The following is a 10,363-nucleotide window of genomic DNA, read 5'->3' on the forward strand; positions in this document are numbered from 1 at the left end:
GCGCTGCGGCTATACAGCCGGTTGCAGCTTCTGGCTGAACACCACCACGCCGTCCAGGTCGCGCAGGGTCACGGTCAGCTCAGCGCTTTGCCCTTCGATATTCACCTCGCCAAAAAACTGGAAGCCCGCCAGTGGCGAGGTGTTCTGCGCCGGGGGCGCCTTCTGGAACACCACCTGCGGGCCGAAGGTGGCGTCCAGCGGGTTGGGCCCGAAACTGCCGGCGTTCAAGGGCCCGGCGACGAACTCCCAGAACGGCTCGAAATCCTGAAACGCCGCCCGGTCGGGGTGGTAGTGGTGAGCCGCGCAGTAATGCACGTCGGCAGTCAGCCACACATGGTTGCGCACCTTGTGCTCGCGCAGGAAGGCCAGCAATTCGGCCATCTCCAGTTCGCGTCCCTTGGGCGCGCCGGGGTCATTGTTGGCGATGGCCTCCCAGCGCGGCACGCCAGGGCTGACCTCGCCGTCGGGCACACCAAGGCCGATGGGCATGTCGGCGGCCACCACCTTCCACTGCGCGGTGGAGGCCTTGAGTTGCTGCTTGAGCCAGTCCAGTTGCGCCCGCCCCATGAAGGCACTCTCGCCGTCCATACGGGTTTCCAGGTTGGCGCCGTTGCCACCGCGATAGCTGCGCATGTCCAGCACGAACACGTCCAGCAATGGCCCGTAGCTGAGCTTGCGATAAATGCGCCCGCCGTTGTCCGCCTGTTGCCGGCGCATGGGCGAATACTCCAGCCAGGCCTGGCGCGCGTGATCCACCAGCACGTTGATGTCGCGGGTCTGGTAGCGGTTGTCCAACTGCTTGCTGGGCGACCAGTTGTTGATCATCTCGTGATCGTCCCACTGCCAGATCTGTGGCACCTCGGCATTGAAGCGCCGCACGTTCTCGTCCATCAGGTTGTAGCGGTAATTGCCACGGTATTCATCCAGCGTCTCGGCGACCTTGCTTTTGGCCGGGGTGGTGATGTTGCGCCAGATGCGCCCGTCCTCCACGGTCAACTGCGCCGGCACCGGGCTGTCGGCGTAAATGGTGTCGCCGCTGTGGATAAAAAAGTCCGGCAGGCGCAGGCGCATGGCTTCATAAATGCGCATGCCGCCGATGTCCGGGTTGATGCCAAAGCCCTGCCCCACCGTGTCGCCGCTCCACACAAACCGCAGGTCACGCCGCTGACTGGGGGCGCTGCGCAGATGGCCGAACCAGGGCTCGCTGCTGACACCGGTCTGCGCATCTTCGAAGCGCACCCGATAGAAAATCGCCTGATCCACCGGCAGCCCCGTCAACTCCACCCGGGCGGTGAAATCAGTACGCGCATCGGCCAACGGCGATACCACCCGTCGCGGGTTGCCGAACACGCTGCGCGTGTCCCACTCCACCACCATGCGCGCCGGCCGGTCGGTGCGGCTCCACACCATGGCCCGGTCGCCCAGCAGATCGCCGGACTGCACACCGTCGGTCAATTGCGGGCGGTCGTTGGCCGACGCGATCACGGCGGGGGCCAGGCTGGGCATCAGCAGACTGGCGCCAGCGGCTTGAAGCAGACGTCGGCGGCCTAGGGTGAAGTGGGTCATGGGTTAGCGCCTCCCTTTGCGCGGAAAAGCATCAGTAGAGCGGGGGGAGGTTAAGGGGTAATGACAACAATCATCAGAGCACAAGCAAGCCTCGCATCGGGCACATTGCGATTTGCATTTGAATTCAAAACGGGTGAAGCCAGCTGGTTCGGAGCGAGGGACGTCTGAGGGGTAGCGCAGATCGAGTGTTAGCGCAGAGCCTCACCACGTTGCAGGCGTTGCCCACACAGGTCCAGCGCATCGCAACCGGTTTCCAGCAGCAGGTAACAGCCGGTGGCGAAGCTGCCCAGGTCCTCCTCATCCAGCGAACGGTAGCCCATGCACGCCAGGCTCTTGAGCATGTCGCGCACGGCGCGTACGCGGGTGTCGGCGAACTGGAACAGGTCGGGCAACGGCGCGGTGGTGTCGATGTAGAGCACGGGGGTGGAGGTGCAGTTACTGCTGGAGGGGATGAAATCAGTCATGGAACATTCCTTTGAAGTGGTGGGCCACGCCCACAAATGGGTGGTGGCTGTGCGCGGGTTGACAGACCGAAGTCCTCCACTAACCTCCAGCGCGCCCGAGGGCGCCCCACGCACAGTCACCATAACGTGCAAGGTAAGCAGAGGGGTTGTTCGAGCTGTCAAACCCGGCCATCCGTTTGGATGACGGGGGGCAATATCCCCCTGTTTGCGGGCGTAAACAACCCCGCAAAAGCAACTTGGGAAACGTCCTACAGAAATGGATTCATGGGGGCCTACAAGCGGGTAACACAGGTCTTATGCCATGCAAACAAGGCTGGCAACTCAATGGGACAGACCATGGTACGGTGCAACAAACTGTGGGAGCGGGCTCTGCCCGCGAAGCGCCGCGCGGGCGGCGCGCGATCTGAAGGGCGCTGGAAAAACTTCGGCTAGCACCTGGCGGCCATGATGCAATCTACAGCTGAACTCATTCAGAACCCCCCGAATTTCCTGCCTTGAAATTGCAGTGACGCTCACAGGAGCCAGCCTGGATTTTTTCGGTGCCCCTGATACCGCGCGCCGCCCGCGCGGCGCTTCGCGGGCAGAGCCCGCTCCCACAGTTTGTTGCAACGTGCCATAGCCTGTCAGGCCGAGTTGTCAGCCTTGTTTGCTCGGCAGGGGATTTTTGTGGGCTTTCAAGCGCCGGTTCCAGCATGCACCTATGCCCAACACGAACAGCGCACCCACCGCACTGCCCACGTAATGCTGCAGCCCGACGCTACCGGGCAACCACCCCGCCACCACCGGGTCCGCCACCGCCATGCTGCCCGCAATCCAGCCAATCAACGCCCCACCCAACTGGATCACCACCGGGAAGCGCTCCATGGCCGCCAGCACCAGTCGACTGCCCAGCACAATCACCGGGATGCTGATCAACACGCCAAAACTGACCAGGTAGATATTCCCGGCGCCAGCCGCGGCCACCGCCAGTACGTTGTCCAGCGACATCACGGCGTCGGCGACGATGATGGTCTTGATGGCGTTGAACAGGTGTACATCGCCACGTATCTCGCCGTGGCCTTCATCCTGCTGCACCAGCAGCTTGATGCCGATCCACAGTAGCAACAGCGCGCCGACCAGCTTCAGGTAGGGCAACGACAGCAACTGCATGGCAAAAAACAACAGCACCACGCGCAGCGCAATGGCGCCCACCACACCGCCGAAAATCGCCTTGCGCCGCTGCTGGCGCGGCAGGTTGCGGCAGGCCAGGGCGATGACCACGGCGTTGTCGCCACCCAGCAGCAGGTCGATGGCGATGATCTGCAACAGGGCCGTCCACACGGCAGGGTCGGTCAACCAGAACATGAAAAAAACTCGCGGCGGCTTGATTAGTCATTGACCATTGTCGCAGGGAATCGGTCAATGGGAGGCCGCGCCACGTGCGCCTGACTTTCTTGCCCCCGGAGGGACCCCATGAGTGCAACGGTGTTGGTACTGGTAGAGGCCGTCAACGATTACCTGCATATCCTTGAGGACAGCGGTTTCAACCTGATCCTGGCGCCTACCCGCGAGCTGCGCGCGGCCGCGATCAAGGAGCACGGCGAACGCATCGATGCGGTGCTGACCCGCGGCCCGCTGGGTTTCTTCGCCGATGAAATGTCCGCGCTGCCCAATCTCAAGATCATCTGTGTGATCGGTGCCGGGTACGAGCACGTGGACCTTGCCGCCGCCCATGCCGCCGGCATTACGGTGACCAATGGCGCCGGCGCCAACGCCTCGTCGGTGGCCGACCACGCCATGGCGCTGCTGCTGTCGTTGGTGCGCGACATTCCCCAGGCCGATGCCTCGGTACGCCGTGGTGAGTGGCGCAAACTGAGCCGCCCGACGCTGGAGGGCATGCGCCTGGGCGTATTGGGGTTGGGCGCAGTGGGCCTGGCGATTGCCAAACGTGCAGCGCGCGGTTTCGACATGTCGGTGAGCTACCACAACCGCCGGCCGCGCACGGACGTGGACTATCAGTACTGCGCCACGCCGCTGGAGCTGGCGGCGGCCTGCGACTTCCTGATCATCGCCACGCCCGGCGGCGCCGACACCCGCCATGCCATCGACAAGGCCGCCTTGCAGGCGCTGGGCGCGGACGGTTTCGTGGTCAACATCGCGCGCGCCAGCGTGATCGCCACCGACGACCTGATCGAGGCCCTGCGCCAGGGCACCATCGCCGGCGCGGCGCTGGATGTGTTCGATGACGAGCCATCGGTGCCCGATGCCCTCAAGACGCTGGACAACGTGGTGCTGACCCCGCACGTGGCGGGTTTGTCGCCACAGGCATCGGAGGCCACGGTGAGCCTGGTCAATCAGAACCTGCTGGCCTTCTTCGCTGGCCAGCCGGTGCTGACGCCTATCCCGTTTACGCCTTGAGTACTACGCCTGGGGATGCTGGTAACGGTGTTCCTGGGTGATGCCGGCGTAGCTGTACGCCGAAGCGCGGCAGTCGATCACGTGCACGTTGGAGTGCGAGTGCAGGTTGCCGATGCGCTCGGCCAGCAGCGCGTAGACCTCGCTCTGGAAGCGCGCCTTCTGATCCTTGGTGGTGGTTTCGTCGGTGATGGTCACCTGCAGGCGGAAGGCGTCCTTGCCCAGTTCCGCCAGGCTGCGGTTGTGGATAAACCACTGGGCGCGGGGCAGAAAGTCGATCAGCACGGTGGTGCTGTGTGGGTGCTTGTCGAGCACCGCGCAGGTCAGCTCGGTGAGCTCGCGCGCCAGCAAGGGGATTAGCTCGGATTTGGGTTCGCCGGAAATCAGCAATGACAGGCCAGGCATGATGTCGCTCCTTGGTGGGATGGGTGGTGGAGTAATCTTCACCCTTGCCCAGACATCGGAAAAGCGGGATATTTAAATGATATCCATCGGTAAATGGCGTGATCATCATGCAGCGCTTCGACCTTGATCTGCTTCATACCCTGGTGATGGTGGCCGAATCCGGCACCTTGTCGGCGGCAGCCGAACGCTTGCATCGCTCACAGTCGGCGGTCAGCGAACAGTTGCAGAAACTGGAAGCCTTCTGCGACCTGCAACTGTCCACCCGCAGCAAGCGCGGCACTCGCCTGACGCCGGCAGGCGAGCGGCTGCTGGGTCATGCCCGGCAACTGCTGGACCTCAATGAGCAGGCTTTGCACGACATGCGCGGCACGCGCCTGAGCGGTGACCTGCGCTTGCTGATTACCGACTATTTCCGCCCCAACGCCATCGCCCCGCTGCTCAAACGCCTGGCCGAGCGTTACCCCGGCCTGCGCCTGCATGTGACAGTGCGCAAAAGCGCGCTGATCGAGGCTGAGCCTGCGGATTTCGATATCGGCCTGTACATGCAGATTCTGCGTGACGATACGGCGCCCGCCGAAGGCGTGGAGACGGTGCGTGATGAGCGTTTGCAGTGGGTCGTGGCCGAGCACCTGGCAGACCAGCGCCCCGCCACGTTGCCACTGGTGATTTTGCCGGCCAGTTGCTCGTTGCAGGGGCTGGCGCTGGATATCCTCGACCGCGCTCGCCGCCCCTATCTGGTGGCGCATTCGGCATCGGGCGTTGCCGGTCTGCAATCGGCGCTAAGCGCCGGGCTGGGGGTGGCCTGCCTGAATGAGTCATCGATACCGCCGGGCACGGTGCCAGTGCCGGCCAACTGGCAAATGCCGCCACTGCCCCCGGTGCAGTTTCGCGCGCGCGTCAATGAACACGCGGACCCACTGGCCCGGGAGGTGCTCGCGGTGCTCAAGGCTCATTGGGGCTGAAGGCAATACGAGGTGCGGGCGCTGTAGTCCTCGCCCCAGGTGCGGTAGCCGGTGGTGTCCAGGTGCACGCGGCCGGAGGGGTAGCGGCTCAGGCCCAATTGCCACTCGCCGCCGTGCTGCCGCCAGAATTGGCACAGGCGTTGTGGGTCGGTGCTGCCCTCAGGGAATTCCAGGTCCACGGCGAAAGCCTGGGTGTGGGCGCTGTGGACCGCGCCGCCGGCACAGGTGTTGAGGCGCTTGTCGCGGTAGGCGGATACCACTTCGAAGCGGGTCAGCACGCCTTGTTGCCTGAGGGTGTCGAGCAGCTTGAGGGTCGACTCCACGGCGGGCCACTGGCTGGCCGGGGGGATGGCAAAGGGCTGGGCCTGGCATTGGCGCCAGTCGCTGGCGGTGCGCAGCAGTTGGTACAGCGGCACCACGGTGTCGAGGTGGCGCTGTACCAGGAAGCGTTCGAAGCGGGTGGTGTCGTGGTGGCGGAGCCAGTGCACGAATTGAGCTTGGTCGCGGTCATCGCTGGCGCTTGCCAGGGTGCTGATCAGCGTCATCACCACGATCACCTTCATTGTGCCCCCACCCTTGCGTAGCCGCTGCCGCCAGGCTGCGCTGGCCCTGGTGTACGCTGAAAAGTGTGCGCTGAAAATATGCAGTGTAGCTGGGGGCCTGCGCAGCCTGGCGGCAGCGGCTACAACGCAGATTTTTTGCGCGGGGGCATTCCACGGCAAGGCGCAGTCACGCACTATGCCCGCTCCCACTGACAAGGAGTTATGCATGTTGAAAGCTTCTGCGCTCGCGACCGTATTGGCCGGCCTGACCCTGGCCGGCGCCGCCCAGGCCGATATCCAGATTGATCTGGGCAGCACCCAGCGTGTCACCCAGCTGTTTGCCTACCCCAACAATTGCAATGTCATCTGCTTCCAGAACTGGACGCTGGAACAGACCGTGGAGCACTACCTCAACCAGAGCCTGCAACGCGATGGGTATACCAACGCCACGCTCAAGGTGACGGTGGACAATCAACAGGTGTTCGCCACCCTCAAGGGCGTGCCCGACAACTACGATCAGCCGCTGATCCAGTTGCTCAACGCAGGCGACCTGGCCTACAAGGGCGCCAGCCAATTGCTGGCCGACAAGAAGTGGGCGTACAACTGGTACCTGTTCCTGCCGCTGGGCATGGCGTTGGAGAACCGTCGCAGCGTGGAGTTGCTGCACTTCCCGCCGGACTATTCGCTGACCCAGGCCCAGGACTATCTGAAATCCAATACCACTGACCGCTGGGCCGAGCTGTTGACCACCAACGGCGTGGCCGCCGCGCAGACGCCGGGCTACCAGACCATCATCGACATCGCCCCTATCGCCGCCCCTGCCACGGCGGGCAGCGACCTGGAAGGCACCTACAGCTACTTCAACGATTACCAGACCACCATGGTCAAGCAGGTCAGCCAGAGCCTGGCCGGGCAGACGCTGCCGATGGTGGCCTTTGGTGCGCCGGTGCGTAACTGGATCAAGACCCAATACGGGCCTACGGTGTCAGTGCTGGGCCTGGCGACGATCAGCCCTGTGCCGGGCAAGAATGTACCGGTGTTGGGGGCCAACCACCCCAGTTACATCTGGTATGCGGCGGACCCGGCCAACCATGACAACAATCAGGCGCAGGCCGATGCGGCCGGTGTGAAAGTGATGGGGCAGGATCTGACGGCCGCTTGCTGGCAAGCAGGCATGGGTGGCAACCCGAAGGCTGACCCGAAGGCGACGCTGAGCGCGTGCACGCAGAAGTGGCAGGTGACGGACAAGCTGCAGAGCTGCGAATTGTTCTACACCACGATTCGCAAGGACACGCCGGAGCAGGCGCAAGCGCTGTGCAGCGCGGCGAAAAGCCTGAAGGCGCCGGCGACCTTGCCGCCAAGCCCCCTGTAGCACGTAGCCGCTGCCGCCAGGCTGCGCTCGCCCTTGTGTTCACTGCAGATTCTCAGTGTAAGTCAGGGCCAGCGCAGCTTTCGGCAGCGGCTACAGGGCGGCGGTGTTACGACTGCGGGTCGATCGGGCGCAGGCGGTATTGCGGCGGCAGTTGCTCGAAGCCGCTGATGTTGGCGCCCAGGCTCTTCCAGCGGCCGTCCTTGATGCCGTAGATGCAACCATGCACCGACAGCGGCTGGCCACGGTGCCAGGCGTTCTGCACGATGCTGGTGTGCGCCACGTTGGCCACTTGCTGGATCACGTTGAGTTCGCACAGGCGGTCCACCTGTTCTTCCTCGGTGGGCAACTCGGCCAGGGCCACGCGGTTTTCGTAGTACAGGTCGCGGATCGAACGCAGCCAGCCGTCGATCAGGCCGAACTGGCGGTCCTGCATGGAAGCGCGCACGCCGCCGCAGCCGTAGTGGCCGGTGACCAGGATGTGTTTGACCTTGAGCACGTCCACGGCGTACTGGATCACCGACAGGCAGTTGAGGTCGGTGTGCAGCACCACGTTGGCCACGTTGCGGTGTACGAACAGATCGCCCGGCAGCATGCCGACGATCTCGTTGGCCGGTACCCGTGCGTCGGAGCAGCCGATCCAGAGAAACTCCGGCGTCTGCTGGCGTGCCAGCTTGGCAAAGAAATCGGGATCCTTCTGCTTGATGCCTTCGGCCCAGCGGGCGTTGTTATCAATCAGTTCCTGTAGATCGTTCATATTCTAGCCTCGAAATTGGTGCGCAACCTATGACTGGCGCCAGGCGCCCCAGGTCACGCGGTTGCCACGATGGCTGGCACGATACCGGGGGGAATCTTCATGAAGGCCATGGGTCCACCCTATTAAGGCCCCAAAACATGAGGAATTGCCATGACCGAGTCACACCGCCCGATGCACGCGCCGCAGCCAGCGCCCATCGACGACAACGAAGACCGCATGGGCTCCATGGAAGAGCTGCACCTGGACCAGGACGAGCCCACGGCAAAAATCGGTGACGAGATGACCACCCCGGAGCTTGAGCAGCAACTGCCACCCCGGCGAGCCCGTGAGGCGGGTATGACGGGGGCTTCGATGGATGATCATGAACCGACCGATGACGACATGAGCCCCGAAACCCTGATCGACGAGGACGGCGCGCGCTCGCCCAATGAAGCCGGGCGTGGCCGGGCGGCGGATGCGAGCCTGAGCGTGGTGGATGAGGATGAGATTGGTGGCGGGGATGGGCTGGATGAGGCCGAGTGGGCGCAGGTTGATCCGTTGGATGGCAAGCGCTGAAAGGGCTACTCACAATCCCTTGTGGGACCGGGCGAAGCTCGGGAAGACGACGCTGCGGTGGTTCAGACATACCGCGGTGAGGCTTTCCCGAGCTTCGCCCGGTCCCACAGGGGGGGAGAGGGTTATTCGAACAGGGTGCAGGCCATCACCAGCGCGTCTTCCCGGCCGCCAGCAATCGGGTAGTAATCGCGACGTCGGCCGATTTCGTTGAAGCCGAAGCGCTCATACAAACGATACGCCGAACGGTTGCTGTCACGCACTTCCAGGAAGCACTCGCGCCCGTTCATCTCATACGCGCGGCTCATCAAGCGTTCCAGCAGGCGCAGGCCCAGCCCGCGCCCCTGGCTTTCCGGCTTGACGGTGATGTTGAGCAAGTGCGCCTCATCGATGATCACGTTGATCACGCCGTGCCCTACCTGCTGCTCACCTTCGAACATCAGCCAGATTTCATAGGACTTGAGCCCGTCGAGAAAGATGCCACGCGTCCACGGATGGCTGTAGGCGGCGTATTCAATCTTCAGTACAGCTTCAAGGTCCGCTTCGGTCATGCGGCGGAAGGTTACGGCATCACTCATTATTCGATTTCCAGCGCGCCATCAGTTGGCGCATGGCTTTCCAGACGTCCGCCTTGCGCTGCGGCTCGTCCATCAACAGTTCCAGGCTTGGCAGGCACCAGGCGCTGCCCAGGCCCTCCACCTGCAATTCGCGGTTGTAGTCTTCGGCGTTGGCTTCGCCGGCAAAGCGTACGGCAGGCAGGCCTACCAGCCACAGACACTCGCAGGGTGCCTCTTCCAGCCGAGCCAGCACAAAGCCCTGGACGAAATCACGGGCCGCTTCCGGGCCCTGGTCCAGGTTGCCTCGTACCAGCAGCGGCCAGCGTACCGGCTCGCCGACGATCTGCGGCGCGTCGGGCAGGCCGGCGGCGCGCAGCATGTCCTTGAGCAGCAGGTAGGCCGGGTCGCGGCTCTGGAACGGCTCGCCGGTGGGCAGTTCCACCAGGATCAGGCAGGCACCGGCGCGCAGCAGTTGCAGGGCAAAGCGTGGCGGCGGGGCTTGCACAACCTTGGGCGCCACGGGGGCGGCTTCAGGCTCGATGGCCGGTTTGCTGGCCGCCTTGGGCGTGGGCCGTGGCACTTCGATTTTAGGCCGCTCGGACGAACGGGCCACCGGGGCGACGGATGCGCCTGCGGGGGCCTGCACGGCGACCGGCGGCGGCTCGACCGGTGCCGGCGGGGCCAGCAGTTCCGAGCGCGAGGGCGCGGCGAACGGCAATTCGGTGCGCGGCAGCCATTGCACCACTTGCATGGCGGCCAGGTAAGCGCGGCGACTGGATTCGATCAACAAAGCGC

General features: G+C 64.0%; 12 protein-coding genes. 4 read left to right on the forward strand and 8 right to left on the reverse strand.

Annotated features, from left to right (window positions below; genetic code table 11):
* Nucleotides 1–9: 9 nt before the first annotated feature.
* The 3 genes from ACZ9GA_RS24155 to ACZ9GA_RS24165 all read right to left on the reverse strand — a co-directional run bounded on the left by ACZ9GA_RS24155 (nt 10) and on the right by ACZ9GA_RS24165 (nt 3,374).
* Nucleotides 10–1,566, reverse strand: a complete 1,557-nt coding sequence (locus tag ACZ9GA_RS24155; protein ID WP_457360271.1) for an alkaline phosphatase D family protein — start codon at nt 1,564–1,566, stop codon at nt 10–12.
* A gap of 188 nt (nt 1,567–1,754) precedes the next feature.
* The gene (locus ACZ9GA_RS24160; protein ID WP_457360269.1) at nt 1,755–2,030 is read right to left on the reverse strand and encodes a hypothetical protein; all 276 of its coding nucleotides are present in this window, start codon (nt 2,028–2,030) and stop codon (nt 1,755–1,757) included.
* A 636-nt stretch (nt 2,031–2,666) separates the two neighbouring features.
* Nucleotides 2,667–3,374: a TerC family protein gene (locus tag ACZ9GA_RS24165; RefSeq protein ID WP_457360267.1), complete on the reverse strand. Its 708-nt coding sequence runs from the start codon at nt 3,372–3,374 to the stop codon at nt 2,667–2,669.
* A gap of 108 nt (nt 3,375–3,482) precedes the next feature.
* Here ACZ9GA_RS24165 and ACZ9GA_RS24170 point away from each other — a divergent pair, with 108 nt between their 5' ends.
* Entirely contained in the window at nt 3,483–4,427 is a 945-nt protein-coding gene (locus tag ACZ9GA_RS24170; RefSeq protein WP_457360265.1) for a 2-hydroxyacid dehydrogenase, read from the forward strand.
* A gap of 3 nt (nt 4,428–4,430) precedes the next feature.
* Here the strand turns inward: ACZ9GA_RS24170 and ACZ9GA_RS24175 are convergent, their stop codons facing one another.
* On the reverse strand, nt 4,431–4,829 hold the full coding sequence (locus tag ACZ9GA_RS24175; protein WP_457360264.1) for a tautomerase family protein: 399 nt from the start codon (nt 4,827–4,829) through the stop codon (nt 4,431–4,433).
* A gap of 107 nt (nt 4,830–4,936) precedes the next feature.
* Between ACZ9GA_RS24175 and ACZ9GA_RS24180 the strand changes: the two genes are divergently transcribed.
* Nucleotides 4,937–5,791 (forward strand): LysR family transcriptional regulator, encoded by an 855-nt coding sequence (locus ACZ9GA_RS24180; RefSeq protein WP_457360262.1) that lies wholly within the window; start codon nt 4,937–4,939, stop codon nt 5,789–5,791.
* Here the strand turns inward: ACZ9GA_RS24180 and ACZ9GA_RS24185 are convergent.
* Entirely contained in the window at nt 5,779–6,354 is a 576-nt protein-coding gene (locus ACZ9GA_RS24185; RefSeq protein ID WP_457360260.1) for a D-Ala-D-Ala carboxypeptidase family metallohydrolase, read from the reverse strand. The genes ACZ9GA_RS24180 and ACZ9GA_RS24185 overlap by 13 nt on opposite strands.
* Before the next feature lie 205 nt (nt 6,355–6,559).
* Between ACZ9GA_RS24185 and ACZ9GA_RS24190 the strand changes: the two genes are divergently transcribed.
* Complete coding sequence (locus ACZ9GA_RS24190; protein ID WP_457360259.1) at nt 6,560–7,705, forward strand: hypothetical protein; 1,146 nt, start codon at nt 6,560–6,562, stop codon at nt 7,703–7,705.
* Nucleotides 7,706–7,811: 106 nt separating this feature from the next.
* Here ACZ9GA_RS24190 and can read toward each other — a convergent pair whose 3' ends face one another.
* A complete protein-coding gene (gene can, locus ACZ9GA_RS24195; RefSeq protein WP_457360258.1) occupies nt 7,812–8,459 on the reverse strand; it encodes a carbonate dehydratase in 648 nt (215 codons plus the stop codon).
* A 150-nt stretch (nt 8,460–8,609) separates the two neighbouring features.
* On the opposite strand from can, the gene ACZ9GA_RS24200 reads away from it, so the two are divergent.
* Nucleotides 8,610–9,014, forward strand: coding sequence for a serine kinase/phosphatase (locus tag ACZ9GA_RS24200; protein ID WP_457360256.1), 405 nt, complete (start codon nt 8,610–8,612; stop codon nt 9,012–9,014).
* Nucleotides 9,015–9,136: 122 nt separating this feature from the next.
* On the opposite strand, the gene rimI is transcribed toward ACZ9GA_RS24200, so the two are convergent.
* On the reverse strand, nt 9,137–9,589 hold the full coding sequence (gene rimI, locus ACZ9GA_RS24205) for a ribosomal protein S18-alanine N-acetyltransferase (RefSeq protein WP_027976748.1): 453 nt from the start codon (nt 9,587–9,589) through the stop codon (nt 9,137–9,139).
* Nucleotides 9,582–10,358 carry an energy transducer TonB gene (locus ACZ9GA_RS24210; protein WP_457360254.1) on the reverse strand — a complete coding sequence of 259 codons (777 nt, stop codon included), beginning with the start codon at nt 10,356–10,358 and terminating at the stop codon, nt 9,582–9,584. Before ACZ9GA_RS24210 ends, rimI begins: the two co-directional genes overlap by 8 nt.
* Nucleotides 10,359–10,363: the final 5 nt, after the last annotated feature.

It is taken from the genome of Pseudomonas sp. TE3644 (assembly GCF_056278815.1).

Excerpts from the sequence above, each read along its gene's own strand:
- ACZ9GA_RS24155 (WP_457360271.1), bottom strand. The coding sequence starts at position 1,566 with ATGACCCACTTCACCCTAGGCCGCCGACGTCTGCTTCAAGCCGCTGGC.
- ACZ9GA_RS24160 (WP_457360269.1), bottom strand. The coding sequence starts at position 2,030 with ATGACTGATTTCATCCCCTCCAGCAGTAACTGCACCTCCACCCCCGTG.
- ACZ9GA_RS24165 (WP_457360267.1), bottom strand. The coding sequence starts at position 3,374 with ATGTTCTGGTTGACCGACCCTGCCGTGTGGACGGCCCTGTTGCAGATC.
- ACZ9GA_RS24170 (WP_457360265.1), top strand. The coding sequence starts at position 3,483 with ATGAGTGCAACGGTGTTGGTACTGGTAGAGGCCGTCAACGATTACCTG.
- ACZ9GA_RS24175 (WP_457360264.1), bottom strand. The coding sequence starts at position 4,829 with ATGCCTGGCCTGTCATTGCTGATTTCCGGCGAACCCAAATCCGAGCTA.
- ACZ9GA_RS24180 (WP_457360262.1), top strand. The coding sequence starts at position 4,937 with ATGCAGCGCTTCGACCTTGATCTGCTTCATACCCTGGTGATGGTGGCC.
- ACZ9GA_RS24185 (WP_457360260.1), bottom strand. The coding sequence starts at position 6,354 with ATGAAGGTGATCGTGGTGATGACGCTGATCAGCACCCTGGCAAGCGCC.
- ACZ9GA_RS24190 (WP_457360259.1), top strand. The coding sequence starts at position 6,560 with ATGTTGAAAGCTTCTGCGCTCGCGACCGTATTGGCCGGCCTGACCCTG.
- can (WP_457360258.1), bottom strand. The coding sequence starts at position 8,459 with ATGAACGATCTACAGGAACTGATTGATAACAACGCCCGCTGGGCCGAA.
- ACZ9GA_RS24200 (WP_457360256.1), top strand. The coding sequence starts at position 8,610 with ATGACCGAGTCACACCGCCCGATGCACGCGCCGCAGCCAGCGCCCATC.
- rimI (WP_027976748.1), bottom strand. The coding sequence starts at position 9,589 with ATGAGTGATGCCGTAACCTTCCGCCGCATGACCGAAGCGGACCTTGAA.